We start from the raw sequence: 17,389 nt of genomic DNA on the forward strand, positions 1-17,389 counted from the left end.
AACCAACACAAGTGTACTAACTTCTATCGAACGTAACCTCCTCGATGGGGCAATTCGTAAGTTGCGGTGCTCGGTCCATCGGCGTCAGCTTGAGATTCTTCACATAAGGTTGAACGAGCATAGTGGGGGAATTGACGAACAATAAAACCCAGGGCGCATCTTCCAGGGCGATCGATTCCGCCCGTCTGTAGAGATCCGCGCGCAGGTTTTGATCTACGGTGCGCTGTGCCTCGCGCACAAGTTTGTCGAATTCAGGATTGCTGTATCTAGATATGTTGCCAGGCGCGCCTGCCTGGGAAGAATCCAGCAGCGTAAACAGCCAGTTGTCGGGATCGGGATAATCCGCAAGCCACGTGTTTTGGCAAAAGACGGTTTCGCCTGCGTAAACCTGCTCCAGAAACGTTCCCCAATCCTTCCTGTTTATTTCTATGTTGATTCCGATGTTGCGCAAGTCCTCCTGTACGGCAACCGCAATTTTGTTACGGAATTCTTGGTTGTCTATGTTCAGCGTGATTGTTGGCAGACCTTGCCCCCCAGGGTATCCCGCTTCCGCCAACAGCTTTTTCGCAAGTTCGATGTCGTATTTGTATCCGGGCGAGTCAGCCCAGTAATAAAAAGTACCTTCAGGGACGTAGCTGTCCATTCGCTTAAACTTGCCTTCGAGGATATTCGCGATGATGTCGTCTTTGTCGATTGCGTGATTGATTGCTTTCCGAAGCAGCTTGTTATCTTTAAACGGTGGCTTGGAACAATTAAAGCAATATCCATACATATCCATCGCCGGCCGGGTCATCAGATTAGCCGCCAGGATATCGTCGCGCTTCACCTCGCCCATCCGTCCGCTGGGCACATCGGTGTGCTCCAGCTGGCCGTTTTTAAATTCCTCGAACCTGGTGTTTTCATCGCTGATTATCCTGAACAAAAGCTTGTCAACACCCGGCGGTTTGCGGAAGTGAAGCCGGTTTGCGGCAAGCAGAACGCTCACGTCCGCTTCCCAGGATTGAAACATGAACGGCCCTGTGCCCACGGGATGCTGCCCGAAATCATCCGCGTATTTCTCAACTTCCTCTTTGGGAACAACGTAGCAGTTCGTCATCCCAAGCACCATTAAAAACGGCGCGTAGCCCTCTTCGAGCTCAATTTGAAGCGTGGCGTCGTCCGGTGCAGTAATGCCAGCCACTGTCGGGGGCGCCAAGGCTTTCCCCTTCAGTGAGTTCAATTCCGCTGTCAATTCCGCGCTAAGCGAAGTCGCTTTGGCCTTCACAGCCGCGGCTAGCAAGTTCTCGCATTTCCGGGGGTCAGCACCTTCGGCAAAAGTAACATATTTGATTGTGTCTGCAATACTGGCAAGGGTTTCATGAAACTCCGGTTTGTCACCTTGGTTTGCGATGAGGAAATCTATCTGTGCAGGAAAGCTGCGGCTGAAGTAATACGCGCGCGCGCCTTTGATGGGATAAAGAAGTCCCGCCCGCTCGCTTTGAGTTGCCGGATTGAGCAGCCTTGTGAACGAATAAACGAAATCCTGCGAAGTTACCGTTCTGCCGTTGTGAAACTTAACGCCTTCTTTCAAGTAAAACTTCCACGTCTTTCCGTCCGGACTTGCCTCCCATTTATCGGCGATGCTAGGCGAAACGCGCCCGTCGGCGTCAAATCTAACCAATCCGTCAAAGATTCTTCGTGTAACCGAGTCGGACACAGTGTCGGTCACATGCGCTGGATCGAGCGTCATCGGATTGGAGGGTATCGGAAAGCGGTATACGTCTTCCTGCAGCGCGTCCGAGGTGTCAACGGTCTGTCCGGAAAGTTTTCTTGACTCGTCACCTCCGTTCGGCGACGGGCAGCCGAACATCGTAAATGTCCCCAAGATCAAGCTCAACAGACAAATCACAAGAGGATTCTTCATAAGAAATCTCCTTTTTCCGGACAAATCCCGAGTCCGCGCACGGTTTTGCTCCGTTTCCATCCGACTGCTTCTATTTTTGGCTGCCGATTGGCTGCGCATCGCTGGACGTCCTTTCGTTGTCTACTTGTGTTTGAGCGGTAATGCTCTCGCCTACCTCCGGCGGGCTGGTGGCCGATTTTTGTGGAAAGCTTTGCCGGGCCTCTTCGTCAATCCAGACTTTGGTTAAATCCGCGTTAGGCAGACTTGCGTCGGTATCCATGCCGGAAAGCTTCACGCCCTTCACCCAAGGCTTGATCAATACGTTGTTGGTTTGGGCAAAGCAGAAAATCCACGGAGCGTCTTCCAGCACCATCTGCTCGATCTGCCAGTAGAGCTGTCTGCGCTTGTTCCGATCGAACGAGGTACGCGCCTCCTCAATAAGCTTGTCAACCTCTCGGTTGCGGTACCACGCAAAGTTGCCGCTCGCGCCGCGCTGGCTTGAGTGAAGCAGGGTAAATATGAGATTGTCCGGATCTGGAAAGTCGTAAACCCAACCCAGCCGATGAAAAGCGAGACGGTTGCTTTCCATAGCGTCGATGAACGTAGCCCACTCCATCGGAACAAGGTCGACTTTTACGCTTATGTTCTTGAGATCGCCCTGGATTTCCTGCGCGATTGTCGGATTGTCGCCCTGGGGATTGTATGTCAAATTTACCCTGTCCAAGAACAGCCCTTGCGGGTGACCGGCCTCGGCCAAAAGCTCCATCGCCTTACCGGGATCGAAATAATATTTCGGCCTCAGTTTGGTTTCGGGATTTGTCCAATCCCCCATGCTGGGCGGAATCAAGCCCACGAACGGACGAAACCGGCCTTCAAGCACCACATCGCAGATGTAGTCACGATCAATTGCATAATTTACCGCCTGCCTTAGCGCGTTTTTATTCTGAAAGACCTCTTCGCGCCAGGGGTCTTTGGTTAGGTTAAGTACGAAAAACTGCACGGCTAGCAAATCGACGCGCTTGAGTTCTTCGGAATATAGAGGATCGTTTTTAAGGCGGTTGTATTGCCCGGTCGGAACGTTGCAGGTATCCAGGTCACCGGATGCATACATCTGAAATTGAGTATTGCGGTCGGGAACTATAAGATAGGTTACTTTTGACAGCTTGGATGCGGCACGCTCGGGCTGGTCGAACGCCTCCAGGACAATTTGCCTGTCCGCATCCCATTTGGCTAGCCGGAACGGCCCTGTTCCCACAGGATTTCTCCCGAAATCATCAGGATCCGCGAGCTCGGCGATAGCTTCTTTGGGTATTGGAGAAAAGTTGACCATGGCCATCTGGTCCACAAAGGGGCCATAAGGCTCCGCAAGCTTTACTTCAAATGTGTAAGCATCAGGAGCGTTCAGACCCGACACTTTTTGGGGCGGCGCAACCTTCGAGGAATTTGTTTGCAGGAACTCGATCACGGATTGAGGAACTGATTTTGGATCCCTTTTCATCCCGGACTCTATTGCTTTTTTGAACTCAGTCGTGTCCACCTCTTCCAAAAACGCCACATAATCTATTGTGTCGGCAAGGCGTTCAAGTGTGTTCTTGGGCTCGCCTTCGTCCTCGAATTTGCCGGCCAAAAGATAACTGGCGGTTGCGGGAAATTGGCGGCTGTAAAAATATTCTTTGGCGCCTTCCACAACGAACAGCAGGGAACCGCGCTCGCTGCTGGTTTCAGGATCCAAAAGTCTAGTGAAGCTGTATACAAAGTCCTCTGCGGTGCATTTTCTGCCGTTGTGGAAACGAATATCTTTTTTTAATTTGAACGTGATCAATTTGCCGCCATCTGTAGCGACGGGAATGGACTCGGCCAGATCCGGTTTTAAATTTACGTTTTCATCGAATCTAACCAGTCGTCCGAATATTTGTGAGCCGACCGCGAACGAGGTTACGTCCACCATGTGGGCTGGATCCAACGTGGGTACGTCGGTGTCCAACGGAAGCCTAAGTTCGGCTTCCATTTTATTGTTGCCGTTTAAGGAAGTCGCATTTTTTTTGTTGGGACAAGCCGCCAGCACCATAAGCAACAGCGCGGCCAACAAAGAGCAAGCTAGTTTGAGCATAGTTTGAGCCGACAAAGCGGCGGCAAAATTATAACATCCGGATCCCGGCTTGTTTGCGTTGTGAAATCTCCTTGTTGCGTTGGCACATCTTCCTTGACACTCATTCAAGCCGGCAATATACTCCCCGCGCCCCAACCTTTCGGGGCAGTGCAAGGAGGATTGAATGGCTCCCGCGCCTTTTGTGATTAAGCCCTTTTCCGGTGAAAGCTTTCTTTACGATATATACGCGCGTCTTTTGGAAGAAAGGATCGTTTTCCTTTTTGGCCCGATTGACGACGAGCTTTCGGACAGCGTCGTAGCACAGCTGCTGTACTTGGATGCACTCGGCGATAAAAAGGACGTTTATATGTACATAAACAGTCCAGGAGGTTCCATTACGTCAGGCATGGCCATACTCGATACGATGCGCGCCATTTCCTGTGAAATAACGACGGTTTGCATAGGACAGGCGGCAAGCATGGGCGCAATCCTAATGCTTGGAGGGACAAAGGGCAAGCGGATTTCGCTGCCAAACTCGCGGTTCCTGATTCATCAACCTCTAGGTGGGGCGATCGGCACGAGCACGGATATCGAGATTCAAACGGCGGAAATTGTCCGGATGAAGGAGATTCTTAACCGAATGATTTCGGAAGAAACTGGACAACCTTACGATAAGGTGGTCAAGGACACCGATCGCGACAATTTTATGTCCGCTCAGGAAGCAAAGAAGTACGGGCTGATTGACAAAATCGTCCAACAGCTTCCTGGCAGGAACGGCAAGAAGTGACGGTGAAGGACTGAGCGCCATGTCGGCCGTTGCGGTTGTTACGGGTTCAACCAGAAACATCGGCCTTGCAATCGCCAAACGGCTTGCAGCCGACGGCTTTCGGATGGTCATAAACGGAAGCCGCGACGAATCTGCCGCGGCAGCAGCAAGGCGCGAAGTTGGTTCTCTGGCCAAAGAATACAAACTTATTATGGCTGACGTGACCACACCGCAAGGCGCGGAGGCGGTTGTTTCCGCGGCGGTGTCCGAATTCGGCAGGTTGGACCTTCTCGTGAACAACGTCGGGCCGTTTCTGATAAAGGGAGTGGCGGAAATGACACCTGACGAGTGGAAACTGATGATGGACGGGAACTTATCCAGCGCTTTTTTTTGTTGCCGGGCAGCAATTCCGGTAATGAGGATGCAAGGCGCAGGGCACATTATCAATATCGGCGCGCCGAAAGCCGGCCAGACAACCGGTGTGGGTGCTTACGGCATAGCCAAGACGGGCGTCTCAATGCTTGCAAGGTATATAGCCAAAACCGAAGGGGTACACGGCATCCGGGCAAATTGCGTCAATCCCGGCTTTATCCGAACAGAAGATTACACTCCGGAAGTAATAGAAGAGATGGCGGCAAAGGTACCCCTTGGCAGGTTGGGCGAACCCGAAGACATTGCTTCCGCCGTTTCCTTTCTTGCAAGTCCGGAAGCAAGTTACATTTCCGGGGCGGTACTGGATGTTGGCGGCGGGCTTTGGGTTTAGCACGAACCTCCCTAACAAAATGCTGCCGACACTTGCTGTTTATGCTAATATAGATTCGGTTCCGGAGGGGCGCCATGGAATTCTCCTGCAAGCTAAATCATTGGCGTGCGTTTAAAATCTGGCTAGGAGCCGCGGCTCTGGCCGTAATCGGTATCGTTCTTGCGTTTGTCATTGATCCCGGCTGGATTCCTCTAATTATCGGCTTTGGATTCGGGTTGATTTTGGTCATTTGGAACATCGGCCCGCTGTTCTTCCAGCCTAGGCTCGAAATTCACGCTGACACTCTCAAGCGCAGGGATTTCAAGTACTGGGGCTACAGAGTGGACGAAGTCAGCGTACCGTTTTCCAAAATCGCTATGGTGAAGAAAGAAGAAGGAATTTTCTTTGGAAGGATCACTGTCGAAACTTCCGGAGGCGAACGGGATTTGGAATACAAGGAGCTGCTTCGCGCCGACTGCCGCAAAGCGGCACAGATTCTGGAGACAAAAAGGGCTCAAAAGGAGGCCCAAGGACTAACCGGGCACTAGCAGCTGATTGAATCAAATGTTTTCCTTCAGCGGCTCGCCAATGCGCCGAAAACTAATATGACATGTCAATATTTCTTGGCGATTTGGCGCGTAGAAAGTGGGTCTCCAGGGCGGACAGGGATCTGTTGCTTGTGGACTGCACCCATATTGCCGATGAAAACTTTACGCTACTTCTGGACTTGGTGAAACTTTCGGGAAGCGCGTTTAGGCAGGGCTTGAAGGTCAGGCTTCTCAACCCGTCCGATTCCTTGATGCGAGTTTTGGACAGGCTCGGGCTGCTGCAGTTTTTCGAAATCGCGCGCGGCGACGAGTCCGCCAAGGCTGTTTAACTTGCTTCGGCCGCACCAGGCTCTATCGAATCCGCAAGTACTTCCGCGATATCCAGAATCCTCAAATGGTCCTGCTTGCCCGTTTCTTTGATAGCGTCGCCCAGCATCGTCAGGCAGTATGGGCACGCGGTCGCCACGCCGTCCGGACTATTTTTGGCAAGTTGCTCAATCCGCGCGTGATTGATCCTGGAGCCGTGCTTTTCTTCCATAAACATTCGCGCGCCACCTGCGCCGCAGCACATTCCTTTATCGTGGTGCCTCTCTGCTTCTACAACGGTAATGCCCGGCACGCCGGCCAAAACTGCCCGCGGCGCGTTGTACACCCCGTTATACCTGCCAAGATAGCAGCTGTCGTGATATGCGAGCTTAAAATGTCCGTTGCCTTTTGCAGGTTTGAGCTTTCTTTCTACAATAAGCTTGCTTAGCACCGTGCTGTGATGTTTTACATCAAGCTTCAAGCCGAATTCAGGATATTCGTTCTTGAAAATGTTGAAACAATGCGGGCATGGCGTAATTATCTGCTTCAGGTTCTTGTATTGCCCGATGGTTTCCACAACCTGTTCCGCCATAGTTTGAAACAGGTACTCGTTACCGGCGCGCCTGGCGGAATCCCCGTTGCAGGTTTCTTCTTCGCCGAGATATCCGAAGTCTATTCCAGCGGACTTAAGGCATTTCACCAGCGCGCGCGCGATTTTCTGGTTTCTGGCGTCGAAACTTGCGCTGCATCCGATCCAAAGAAGTACTTGTTTATCGGGATTGTCTGCCATGATGGGCACATCCAATCCTTCCATCCATTTCGTGCGGTTCGACTGGCCGATTCCCCACGGATTGCCCTGGGTTTCTATGTTCTTGAAAAAAGTGCCAAGTTCGTCGGGAAACTCCGCCTTGTCCATCACAAGATGCTTGCGCATGTCCATTATCGGGCCGAGATGCTCGATAAACAGCGGGCAGAACTCTTCGCAAGCCCGGCAGGTCGTGCAATCCCAAATTCTTTGATGGCTTATCATGCCGCCAAGCAGCTTCGGAATCCCGTTTTCGCCTTCCACTCCGCCGGAAAGCAACTTTCGCTGGTTCTCGAACAGATATTCCCTGATATCAACTTCGATCAATTTTGGATTAAGTTCCTTGCCGGTGAAGAACGTCGGGCAGTTGTCCTGGCAACGACCGCATTCGGTACAGGAATAGCTGTCCAAAATATACTTCCATCCGAAGTCGTAAACGTTTTCCGCTCCGAATTTTTCTGCTTCGGCAGCCGATTCCAAATCCACCTTTTTAAGTGCAGGAGCATCGAGCCGGCGGAACAATACGCTGAACAAGCTCGTTACCACGTGGAAGTGCTTGCTTTGAGGCAGCAGGTTTAAAAAATAAAGCAGGGCCAAAAGGTGAACCCACCATGCGGTAACGCCCGCAACTGCGGAAGCTCCAACCGGCCACGACAGCATCCAGGAGCCGAAAACTTGCTCTATAAAACTCGCGGAATGAGGATTGACCGCCGCGGCTTCGGCCCCATTTATTAAAAAGTCGGTCACCATCAGCGCCGCTATTAGAAACAGAATCACGTGCGCCTCGAAGCTGTAGGTCAGCCTCTTCGGTCGCGTAACCAACCTTCTAAGTCCCGCAAGCGCGACAGCAATTAAAACTACAACCTCGAAAACGTCCCTGAAAACAACGTAAGCGATCCCGAGCGCTTGATCTTTGCCCAGAAGCGGCAGGTGCGCACTTGGGACGAAACCCGACATAATGAACTGTATAGTGTTAATCGACAGCACCCAGAATCCCCAGAAAATCGCTGCGTGCATTAAGCCGGCCCATCGGTAGCCTTTGAAAAGTGAATTTTGTCCCAAGTAAAAGGCCAAAACTCCCCAGATTCGCGCAAGAGGTTTGTCGAACCTGTTCTGTTTCGATGCCTTAAACAGGTGACGTGCCCTGAACCAAATCTGACAAAAGAACCATGCCAGGCCGGCGACGAGGACAATCGCATAAAGCGCTTTAGGGATAAGGCCGAACGTAGGATGCATTGCCGCTCCGAAATCGGGACTAAGTCAAGCCAGTATACCATCCAAAATTGTAACTTAGTTCACTAGCTCGCTACGTTGGACTCGCACTTTAACTTCCTTGACGTTCCGTAAGCAGCTTTGATATAAACTCCCGGCCAATCGGCCGAGAATCCGCAGATTTTGCGGCGGGAAACGATTTGCTTCCCTGGAGTTGCCAATGAAGATCGCAGTTTTAGTCAAAGAAGTGCCCAATACCGAAGCAAGACCCCGGGTAGAAGGCGGTCGTGTATCCCGCGAGGGCATCGCATACATAGTCAATCCGTATGACGAGTATGCAGTCGAAGAAGCCATCCGGAAGGCCGAAGCGATTCCGGGAACGGAAACACTATTCGTAACCGTCGGCGGCGCAGGGGAACGAAAGAATTTGCTCAACCTACTTGCCATGGGCATTGACCGGGCAATCCTTGTGAATTTGCCTCATATGGAAGGCGCAAATCCCCGTGGAACCGCCAAAATTCTGGCCAGGATTTTGGAGGGCGAAAAACCTGATTTGATTCTCGCTGGGAAGCAGGGTGTCGATTACGATTATGGCCAAACTCCGATATTTGTCGCCCAGTACCTGGGTCTGCCGCACGTGAGTATGGTCACAAAGCTCGAAATTAATGATTCGTCTGCTTTATGCGAACGCCAAGTTGACGACGGCATTGAGGTTGTCGAAGTCGCCTTGCCTGCCGTGCTTACGATCGAAAAAGGCATCAATGAACCCAGGTATCCCAGCCTGAAAGGGATAATGGGCGCGAAAAAGAAGCCATTCGATGAAAAAACGCTCAACGATTTGGATTTGGAGGCCGAGGTTGCGGATCCGAACGAATCGCAAATCGAATTCGTGGGCGCCGCATTGCCTCCAACCAGGCAGGCCGGCAGAATATTAAAAGGCGAGCCCTCGGAAGTTGTGAAAGAACTTGTCCAGGCACTCAGAAACGAGGCCAAAGTCATTTGAAGATCGACCGCTTTTAAGCGGATTTCGGAGAATACCATGCCCAAGTCCTTAGTTGTTCCGGAAATAACTGCCGAAGGAAAAATACGCAAGGTTGGATTCGAGCTTGTCAGCGCCGCTAAGTCCCTTGACGGCAACATCACGGCTTTTATGGCAGGGCAGGGCGCCCATGAACTGGCGGGTATCATTGGGGATGCCGGAGTTGAAAAGGTTTATTCTCTTGAGGATGCGCCGAGAACCGGAATAACGTCCGCCAAAATTGCCTCCGCGCTTGCTTCGGTGGTCAATACCGAAAAGCCAGAAGTGGTTCTCTTCGGCTTCACTACTTTCGGCCGCGATATTTCCGCCAGATTGGCGGCGATGTTCGACTGCGGATTAATTGATGACGCCACGGGGCTCGAACTTGGGGATGACGGGCGTATCGTTGCCACTAAGCCGCTTTACGCCGGGAAAATCGTCTCGAAATGCAGGCTTCGCGGAACCGGAATGCAAGTTTTTTCCGTGCGGCCAAACACTTTTCCCGCGGCGGAATTGATTGGCGGCAAGGCGGTAGTAATTCCTCTTGAACCAGTCACAGATCATGCTAAGGATCCGGTGTTCAAATCTTTCAGGCCGAAAGAAGCTGGTGAAGTTGACTTAAAAGAAGCACAGGTGATAATCAGCGGCGGCCGGGCAGTTAAAGGACCGGAAGGTTTTGAGCCCATCAAGAGAATTGCCCGCCGTTTCGGTTGGGCGATGGGCGCGAGCCGGGCTACGGTTGATGCGGGCTGGATTCCTCATAGTTACCAAGTTGGCCAAACGGGTAAAACTGTAAATCCGAAGCTGTATATAGCTTGCGGAATATCTGGCGCTATCCAGCATTTGGCGGGTATGCAAACGTCTAAAGTCATAGTCGCCATAAATACCGACCCGGAAGCGCCGATTTTCAAAATTGCTGACTACGGAATAGTTGGCGACATTTTCACTATTCTTCCTTTACTGGAGGACGAGTTGGCCAAGGTGATTGAGGCTTGACCGCTTCGCGGGCGCGACACGGCTGATGTAGGCCTCATTTTCTCGGGCTGACCTTTTCGCAGCGCGCGGATCTTCTTTTGCGGGATTTGATCAGGTTTTCCCTGTGCCAATGATCCAGCAATGCATTGACTCTGCAAAGGGCCGTTTTGGCACGTTCCAGATCCTCTATGAAACGATCGGCAAGGTTCAACGAATCAAACAGCTGAATTATTTCTGCGCCATATCCCAACGCGCGCCCGACGCCTTCGGGATTGAAAATCTCCGCTTGAGCGACGTTTATTCTATCCTGAATGTGCTCGCGTAACGAGGAGGCATGTTTGGTTAAATTCATCAGTCCGGCGCAGAGGTCGAGTGCGCTTTCAAGAGTATTCCGGACGAGGAGGGGAGTGATAACTTCCTCGCCTACTATTTTTTCGTGCAACTTCACAAAGTATTGGATTTCCACCTTGTTTTCCGCAAGTTCGATCACTTTGTGAATCGCGGCCGAAATCAGTGCGGAATCCTTAAGCCGGATCGCGTTCACGAGAAGCAGGTGTTGCGGCGCTATATACTTGCCCAACGTAGCAATTATGTTTCCATATTCTTCGTCGTCACCATTTAAGGCCACCGAAATAAGCTTTGAAATTGCATACAGCGGAATGAACAGCGCATTTTCTCTTCGTTTGTCGCCTTCGGATTCACTTTGAATTTGAAGGCTGACATCGTTTCTAAGCGCCGCGGCCCCATAAAGCACAATCCTGGAGATTATGTCCGACCGGATATCTTTGGGTGCAAGCAAGTCGTCCAAAAACAGCGATGCCTGCTGGGGGTCCTCGTCAACTTCGTCAAATTGACAGAAGTATTGCGCGACTGCCGTTATCAAATCGTCGAGTTCGTTTTTAGACAGGACAGGGACTCCCGTGGAGCCAGCTTCTGCGCCCGATTGACTGCCTTTGCTCAAAAATCACCTCAATGACAGGCATTGAAACTTTACCATTTCATCATACGCATTGTCTACTCTTCATACGTGTAGTATATATTCAATAAAAAAGGCTTTTTAAGGCGGTTTCAGCAATGGATCCTTGCTTAAGGCATGATTTTGACCAAACAAAAAGAAACAAGTCAAGCAAGTCAAGGATGCAGCGATTTTGACGGATGAATAGTGAATAATATGAAGACTGTCTTTAACAGAAGCAGTCACAGAAATAACCCAAAAGAAGGGCGGCCGGCGATCCCCAATGCTCCCGAAAGGGAAGGCCGCGCCCAAATTCAGTCTGTATAGCCGGTCCTTTTTTGCTAACGATTGCTCCTTTGCTATTTGCGTACAAAAAATCCCGGTTCAACCGGCTCAAACATTGCTCGAATTTCATCAACGATAGTTTCCCCTTCACCAATCCAAAGAAAACCTCCAGATTTCAATAAAAGCCCAGCGTTTGCAAGCAAATCACTAGCCGCCTCATTTCCTAAATAGGTTAACACGTAACGGCAAGCAATCAAATCCACATTTCCTTTCAAGCTGAAAATCGCATTTTCCTCTTCGGAATCAGGATTTGGAGGCACTTTTAAATTAAGCTTCACCAAATCGGCCTGTATAAAGGAGCAGCGATTGCGCAGTTCGTGAATTACTTCATATTTGTGCGATGTCGGCATTCCGCAAGGAGTAAAGAAAGAATTGGAAGTGTCGCAATCAATCGCCTCGATATCAATTTTGGGGTAAATCCCTCTTCTTGCAAAGTCAATTGCCTCGCTGATCATGTCAATACCGATAACGCTCCATTCACATTTTTGCATGCAGCACCTATTACAAATAATCGCAAGGGAATATGCCTCGTGTCCGAAACCGCAGCCGATGCTAAATACCAAAATGCGCGACGATTCTTTGGACACTTCGGCGATAATCCGTTCTGCTTTAAAAAAGGCGGCTGGATCACGAAAAAACCCCGGCGAATATCTTACCGGAAACAGCCCCAGTATTACTTTTTTGGCCTTCGGACTTGCGGACAACCAAGTTGCAAACTCATCCCATCTTGATAATCCAGCGTGATTCAGCGCGGTTGTAAACCGCCTAATAAGGTGTTCCCTTCGATACCTTTGCAAATCATGTCCCGCAAGATACGATGCGCGCGCTAAAATAGCATTGAATTCCTCATCGGAAGGCGGATTCATCACGGGTTTCGGGAATCGGCTCACGACATAAAAATAGCACGACAAGGCTGCGGGCGCGCCCGATTGACACCTTAGACAGGGAAGGCCACATCCTGCATATGGCGCATAATGTATATTATGTTACATACACTATGATTGAATTGAGGTGGATTGAAATCTAGTGAAAGCTGGAACAGATGGCGACCTGTTTGCCGCATACCGAGCGCCGTGTTAATATTTTCTTGGATCCCACCAATGGCCAACGTTCGCATTGCCCACGTGGAATTACTTGTTTTGGCGCGAATAAATCCGGCCGCGGGAGTTGTTGATGCCTCATATTGACGTTCTTATGGAGACCTGCAAAGGGTGCCAGCTTTGCGTGCCGGCATGTCCACACGACTTGATTCACTACACCAAGTCGGAAATTAACCAGAGCGGGTTTTATCCTGTACAGTATATCGACCCTGATGCAAAATGTACTGGTTGCAAGTTATGCGCCGTCATCTGTCCCGACATTGCTATCAGGGTATACAAGTGAAAATGGCGAATTTTCCTGGAGGTTCCGATGTCAGATAACGGCGGCGACCGTGAATTAATGAAAGGCAACCATGCAATGTGCCTGGGAGCCATTCGGGCTGGCGCAAGGGCGTATTACGGGTACCCGATAACTCCGCAGAATGAGGCAACCGAATATATGTCATTCCATATGCCTAAGGCCGGCGGAACGTTCATCCAGGCGGAAAGCGAGGTTGCCGCGATTAACATGGTTTTCGGTGCGGCGGCGGCTGGAGTACGCGCAATGACCTCAAGCTCCTCGCCCGGCATTTCGTTGAAGCAGGAAGGAATCAGTTACATCGCGACAGCGGAACTTCCATGTGTTGTTGCCAACATTGTCCGTTGCGGGCCGGGCTTGGGAAACATTGCTCCGCATCAGGGTGATTATTTTCAAGGAACAAGAGGCGGTGGTCACGGAGACTATCGAACTATTACACTTGCGCCGGCCAGCGTCCAGGAAATGGCGCAGTTGACATATTCGGCTTTTGACCTGGCTGACGAGTACAGGAACCCTGCCCTGATTCTTTCCGATGGCGTAATCGGTCAGATGATGGAGCCGGTGGACTTGGCGACGATTCCGGCAAAAGATCCTCCCGTAAAGGACTGGGCTGTTGGCCCCGGTCAAGACAAACGTCCCAGAAACGTCCATACAACGATTTACCTGGATCCCGAAGAGATGGCGGAGTTCCATCTAAAACTGATTGCCAAATACGATCGAATCAGGCGTGAAGTTAATTACTTTGAAGAATACATGACGGATGACGCCGAAATCCTGATTGTGGCATACGGTACGAGCTCCAGGGTTGCTCGAACGGCAATCAAAAGGATGAGAACCGCAAACGGTCCGAAGGTCGGCCTTTTCAGGCCAATCAGCGTTTGGCCTTTTCCAGCCCGAAAGCTTTTGGAGATGTGCACTAACTACAAGTGCATTTTGGTGCTGGAGATGAATTGGGGACAGATGGTAGAAGATGTGCGTCTTGTTGTGGGCGACAAGGTACCGATTCACTTTGCTGGAAAGCACGGTGGGCTGCTTTTTACTCCGGCTGAAATTGTGGCTTTGGCCAATAATCTGTCCGCTGATCCGCTCAATCCCGGGTCTTTATGGAGTATCGTCCGGTAATTTGACCGAGCGGCAGGTTTTACCGCTCGGACAAGGAGGTTTTTAGATGGAAGCATTGGCTGATTCCAAAGAAAGGTGCGAGCAAATAGTATTCGATCGTCCGGACGCACTCACCAGCCGCGGATACACATACTGCCCGGGTTGTGGACACGGAACGATTCACAGACTTGTGGCCGAATTGATTGACGAATTCGGCCTGAAAGATCGCACCGTTGGTATGGCTTCAGTTGGCTGCAGCGTGTTCAGCTACTGGTTCTTCGACTGCGACTTTATTAGTTGCGCACACGGGCGCGCGATGGCGAATGCGACGGGCGTCAAGCGCGCGCACCCGGATGCATTTGTCTTTACATATCAAGGCGATGGCGACTTGGCCAGTATCGGAATGGCAGAAACCATCCATGCCGCAAACCGAGGAGAACTGATTACCGTCATCTTCGTGAACAACGCAATTTACGGAATGACCGGCGGCCAAATGGCTCCGACCACCCTCGAAAATATGGTTACTACAACCTCCCCTCTTGGCCGCGATCCGCTTCTGGTCGGCCATCCGATAAGAGTCGTCGAGATGCTGTCGCTACTGGAAGGCGTCGCGTTTGCTGCTCGGGCATCGGTTTCAAGCGCGAAGAATACGCTAAAGGCCAAAGCCCTCATGAAAAAGGCTTTCCGCGCACAACTTGAAAAGAAAGGATTTGGAATAATCGAAATCCTTTCGAATTGCAACACGAACTGGAATAAATCTCCTATTGAGGCAAACGAGTGGATAGACGCCGAGATGGTGAAGGTTTTTCCGCTTGGTGTATACAAGGACGTTTTTGCCGGAGAAAAGGGAAAGAAGGATGAATGATAAGCCTATGTTCGAGGAAATGATTTTCGCCGGGTTCGGCGGCCAGGGAATAATGACATTGGGCATGACCCTGGCATACGCAGGAATGCTTGAGGGACGCCAAGTCGCTTGGATTCCGTCCTACGGGCCTGAAATGCGCGGCGGCACAGCCAATTGCACTGTCATCATTAGCGACGACACTATCGGAAGCCCTACTACCGACACACCCAGCGCCTCTATGGTGATGAACCTTCCGTCTTTTCACAAGTTCGAGCCGAAAGTGCTGCCGGGAGGCGTTTTAATAGTAAATAGCTCGTTGATCCCCGAAGTAAGCAAAAGAACCGACATTAGAACCTATTACCTTGATACGGCTGCAGTTGCAAAAGAGCTTGGGCATCCAGTGCTTGCGGGTATGGTAGCTCTTGGTGGGCTCAATGAGACCATGCACTTGGTTCGCGCGGAAACGCTCGGAAAAGTGCTTGAAAAGATGCTGCCGGAGCACCGTCACAAGCTGATTCCGCTCAATTTGGAAGCGCTGGAACGAGGTGCGCAGCTTGTTAGAAACGGTGCTTCCGAAGCAAGTTGATATTGCGCTGCTTTGTCGTTAACGTGAATTAACTCAAGTTGGCGCGTGGTATCCTCTCGTGGTTTGAGCTTTGTGAAACCCAAAAGGCACACCCGAACCGTTATGGTTCGCGACGTCCCCATAGGCGGGGACAATCCGGTCGTCGTTCAGTCTATGACGACGTCTTACACTCACAACATTCCGGCCACTCTGAACGAGATAAAGCGGCTGTCAGATGCCGGCTGCCAGCTAGTGCGCGTCGCGGTTCCGGAGCTACGGGATGCGGACGCCCTGCCCCAAATCGTCCGGGAAAGCCCCGTTCCGATAATTGCAGACATCCACTTCGATCCCGAAATGGCAATCGCGGCCATCAAAGCGGGAGTGGCGAAAATCCGCCTAAATCCGGGCACTATTCGCTCCAAAGAAAAAGTGGAGGAAATCGCCAAATTACTTGTATCCGAAGGGGTGCCGATTCGAATCGGCTCGAATTCGGGCAGCATCGCGCCGCAATTCAAAAAGCTGTATGAGCACGACCAGCCGGAGGCGCTTGTGCAAAGCGTCTTTCATTACATAGACATCGTAAAGGAATTTGGCGTAGAAGACATCGTAGTTTCACTCAAGTCAAGCGACGCGCTGAATACCGTTGCGTCATACCGCCGGTTCAGCGAACTATCCGACATTCCGCTTCACATCGGCGTGACCGAGGCTGGGCCGGGTGTCGTCGGTACGGCGCGAAGCACTGTCGGCTTGACGTTGCTGTTGTCCGAAGGCATTGGCGACACAATGCGGGTTAGCCTGACAGAGGACTCGGTTCAGGAAGTCCGCGTTTGCTACGAGATTCTTCAATCGCTAGGCCTGCCAACGGCGTCCCCGCAGATTAAACTAATAAGTTGCCCTACCTGCGGCCGGATCAGTTTCGACCTGATAAAGCTCATAGACGAGCTTGAGGATGAAATCCTGTCTCAAAAAAAGGACATCAAAGTCGCGGTGATGGGCTGCGTCGTAAACGGCCCGGGCGAGGCGAAAGAGGCCGACATCGGCATCGCGGCAGGGGCGAATCGCTTCGTACTTTTCAGAAAGGGCGAGGTATTCGGCAAAAATCTGACGCTAGACGAAGCCCGCACCCAGCTTATGGCGGAAATTGCCAGGCTTTAGCCTGATAGAATTTCGGCGTGGCTGAAGCTGACAAATCAATTACTCAACGTACAGCTTGTTTGATTGTCCCTGCTTTCAATGAAGCGGGAACCGTCGCGAGTGTACTCAAGGTTGCTTCGGAATCCGGCATTTTTTCAACGATAGTTTGCGTGGACGACGGCTCGAGGGACGATACGGCGGATGCCGCGCGGACCATTGCGGGAGTTACCGTCATTTCCCAGAAGAATGCCGGCAAGGCGATGGCTCTTAAAGCCGGTCTCGACGCAACAAGCGAACCTGTGGTCACTTTTCTGGATGCTGACTTGCTAAATTTGAAACACGAGCATATTCGCGCTCTTGTCGAGCCTGTTACCTCCGGAACCGCGAAGGCTACGATCGGCATATTCAAGGGCGGGCGCGGCCCGACCGATTTTGCACAAAAAATCGCGCCGATGATTAGCGGGCAACGTGCGCTGCTCCGCAGCCTGATGGCCGATTTCGAAGGCTGGCAATCTGCAGGTTTCGGGATCGAGCACGCGTTGAACGACCACCTAAAAAGCAAGGGTGTGAAAATGCTTGAGGTTGCTTTTGAAGGAGCCAGCCACCTAATGAAAGAAGAGAAACACGGTTTGCTTTCCGGTTTCGTGCGGAGGCTGAAAATGTACGCTGAAATAGCGCGTTACAATTTGCGCAAACCTCGCTGA

Annotated in this window: 17 protein-coding genes; 12 read left to right on the forward strand and 5 right to left on the reverse strand. The window is 51.3% G+C overall.

Annotation, left to right across the window (positions count from 1 at the left end; genetic code table 11):
- Positions 1-16 precede the first annotated feature (16 nt).
- Both HRF49_06825 and HRF49_06830 read right to left on the reverse strand, forming a co-directional pair.
- Positions 17-1,903 (reverse strand): ABC transporter substrate-binding protein, encoded by a 1,887-nt coding sequence (locus HRF49_06825; protein MEP0814362.1) that lies wholly within the window; start codon positions 1,901-1,903, stop codon positions 17-19.
- Between the two features lie 70 nt (positions 1,904-1,973).
- Positions 1,974-3,992, reverse strand: coding sequence for an ABC transporter substrate-binding protein (locus tag HRF49_06830; GenBank protein MEP0814363.1), 2,019 nt, complete (start codon positions 3,990-3,992; stop codon positions 1,974-1,976).
- 163 nt (positions 3,993-4,155) lie between these two features.
- On the opposite strand from HRF49_06830, the gene HRF49_06835 reads away from it, so the two are divergent.
- The 4 genes from HRF49_06835 (at position 4,156) to HRF49_06850 (ending at position 6,356) form a co-directional block, all read left to right on the forward strand.
- Positions 4,156-4,758, forward strand: coding sequence for an ATP-dependent Clp protease proteolytic subunit (locus tag HRF49_06835; GenBank protein ID MEP0814364.1), 603 nt, complete (start codon positions 4,156-4,158; stop codon positions 4,756-4,758).
- A 19-nt stretch (positions 4,759-4,777) separates the two neighbouring features.
- A complete protein-coding gene (locus HRF49_06840) occupies positions 4,778-5,500 on the forward strand; it encodes an SDR family oxidoreductase (GenBank protein ID MEP0814365.1) in 723 nt (240 codons plus the stop codon).
- A 74-nt stretch (positions 5,501-5,574) separates the two neighbouring features.
- A complete protein-coding gene (locus HRF49_06845; protein MEP0814366.1) occupies positions 5,575-6,027 on the forward strand; it encodes a hypothetical protein in 453 nt (150 codons plus the stop codon).
- A gap of 83 nt (positions 6,028-6,110) precedes the next feature.
- The gene (locus tag HRF49_06850; protein MEP0814367.1) at positions 6,111-6,356 is read left to right on the forward strand and encodes a hypothetical protein; all 246 of its coding nucleotides are present in this window, start codon (positions 6,111-6,113) and stop codon (positions 6,354-6,356) included.
- Here the strand turns inward: HRF49_06850 and HRF49_06855 are convergent.
- Positions 6,353-8,155, reverse strand: coding sequence for a (Fe-S)-binding protein (locus tag HRF49_06855; protein ID MEP0814368.1), 1,803 nt, complete (start codon positions 8,153-8,155; stop codon positions 6,353-6,355). The genes HRF49_06850 and HRF49_06855 overlap by 4 nt on opposite strands.
- Before the next feature lie 415 nt (positions 8,156-8,570).
- Between HRF49_06855 and HRF49_06860 the strand changes: the two genes are divergently transcribed.
- Both HRF49_06860 and HRF49_06865 read left to right on the forward strand, forming a co-directional pair.
- Entirely contained in the window at positions 8,571-9,353 is a 783-nt protein-coding gene (locus tag HRF49_06860) for an electron transfer flavoprotein subunit beta/FixA family protein (protein ID MEP0814369.1), read from the forward strand.
- A gap of 36 nt (positions 9,354-9,389) precedes the next feature.
- Positions 9,390-10,364, forward strand: a complete 975-nt coding sequence (locus HRF49_06865; protein MEP0814370.1) for an electron transfer flavoprotein subunit alpha/FixB family protein — start codon at positions 9,390-9,392, stop codon at positions 10,362-10,364.
- A gap of 34 nt (positions 10,365-10,398) precedes the next feature.
- On the opposite strand, the gene HRF49_06870 is transcribed toward HRF49_06865, so the two are convergent.
- Both HRF49_06870 and HRF49_06875 read right to left on the reverse strand, forming a co-directional pair.
- Positions 10,399-11,304, reverse strand: coding sequence for a hypothetical protein (locus tag HRF49_06870; protein MEP0814371.1), 906 nt, complete (start codon positions 11,302-11,304; stop codon positions 10,399-10,401).
- A 353-nt stretch (positions 11,305-11,657) separates the two neighbouring features.
- Positions 11,658-12,533: a hypothetical protein gene (locus HRF49_06875; GenBank protein ID MEP0814372.1), complete on the reverse strand. Its 876-nt coding sequence runs from the start codon at positions 12,531-12,533 to the stop codon at positions 11,658-11,660.
- Positions 12,534-12,816: 283 nt separating this feature from the next.
- Between HRF49_06875 and HRF49_06880 the strand changes: the two genes are divergently transcribed.
- The 6 genes from HRF49_06880 to HRF49_06905 all read left to right on the forward strand — a co-directional run bounded on the left by HRF49_06880 (position 12,817) and on the right by HRF49_06905 (position 17,389).
- The gene (locus HRF49_06880) at positions 12,817-13,026 is read left to right on the forward strand and encodes a 4Fe-4S dicluster domain-containing protein (GenBank protein MEP0814373.1); all 210 of its coding nucleotides are present in this window, start codon (positions 12,817-12,819) and stop codon (positions 13,024-13,026) included.
- Positions 13,027-13,053: 27 nt separating this feature from the next.
- Positions 13,054-14,163, forward strand: a complete 1,110-nt coding sequence (gene vorB / locus HRF49_06885; protein MEP0814374.1) for a 3-methyl-2-oxobutanoate dehydrogenase subunit VorB — start codon at positions 13,054-13,056, stop codon at positions 14,161-14,163.
- Between the two features lie 46 nt (positions 14,164-14,209).
- Complete coding sequence (locus HRF49_06890) at positions 14,210-15,007, forward strand: 2-oxoglutarate oxidoreductase (protein MEP0814375.1); 798 nt, start codon at positions 14,210-14,212, stop codon at positions 15,005-15,007.
- 7 nt (positions 15,008-15,014) lie between these two features.
- Positions 15,015-15,572 carry a 2-oxoacid:acceptor oxidoreductase family protein gene (locus HRF49_06895; protein ID MEP0814376.1) on the forward strand — a complete coding sequence of 186 codons (558 nt, stop codon included), beginning with the start codon at positions 15,015-15,017 and terminating at the stop codon, positions 15,570-15,572.
- A 72-nt stretch (positions 15,573-15,644) separates the two neighbouring features.
- A complete protein-coding gene (ispG, locus tag HRF49_06900; protein MEP0814377.1) occupies positions 15,645-16,706 on the forward strand; it encodes a flavodoxin-dependent (E)-4-hydroxy-3-methylbut-2-enyl-diphosphate synthase in 1,062 nt (353 codons plus the stop codon).
- Between the two features lie 17 nt (positions 16,707-16,723).
- Entirely contained in the window at positions 16,724-17,389 is a 666-nt protein-coding gene (locus HRF49_06905; GenBank protein MEP0814378.1) for a glycosyltransferase, read from the forward strand.

This window comes from bacterium (assembly GCA_039961635.1).
Classification (GTDB): Bacteria; 4484-113; 4484-113; order JAGGVC01; family JAGGVC01; genus JABRWB01.

Bases quoted from the DNA above. Each gene is read 5' to 3' on its own strand.
- HRF49_06840 (MEP0814365.1), top strand. From the start codon at position 4,778: ATGTCGGCCGTTGCGGTTGTTACGGGTTCAACCAGAAACATCGGCCTT.
- HRF49_06865 (MEP0814370.1), top strand. From the start codon at position 9,390: ATGCCCAAGTCCTTAGTTGTTCCGGAAATAACTGCCGAAGGAAAAATA.
- HRF49_06880 (MEP0814373.1), top strand. From the start codon at position 12,817: ATGCCTCATATTGACGTTCTTATGGAGACCTGCAAAGGGTGCCAGCTT.
- HRF49_06895 (MEP0814376.1), top strand. From the start codon at position 15,015: ATGTTCGAGGAAATGATTTTCGCCGGGTTCGGCGGCCAGGGAATAATG.
- HRF49_06830 (MEP0814363.1), bottom strand. From the start codon at position 3,992: ATGCTCAAACTAGCTTGCTCTTTGTTGGCCGCGCTGTTGCTTATGGTG.
- HRF49_06835 (MEP0814364.1), top strand. From the start codon at position 4,156: ATGGCTCCCGCGCCTTTTGTGATTAAGCCCTTTTCCGGTGAAAGCTTT.
- vorB (MEP0814374.1), top strand. From the start codon at position 13,054: ATGTCAGATAACGGCGGCGACCGTGAATTAATGAAAGGCAACCATGCA.
- HRF49_06845 (MEP0814366.1), top strand. From the start codon at position 5,575: ATGGAATTCTCCTGCAAGCTAAATCATTGGCGTGCGTTTAAAATCTGG.
- HRF49_06855 (MEP0814368.1), bottom strand. From the start codon at position 8,155: ATGCACGCAGCGATTTTCTGGGGATTCTGGGTGCTGTCGATTAACACT.
- HRF49_06860 (MEP0814369.1), top strand. From the start codon at position 8,571: ATGAAGATCGCAGTTTTAGTCAAAGAAGTGCCCAATACCGAAGCAAGA.
- HRF49_06890 (MEP0814375.1), top strand. From the start codon at position 14,210: ATGGAAGCATTGGCTGATTCCAAAGAAAGGTGCGAGCAAATAGTATTC.
- HRF49_06825 (MEP0814362.1), bottom strand. From the start codon at position 1,903: ATGAAGAATCCTCTTGTGATTTGTCTGTTGAGCTTGATCTTGGGGACA.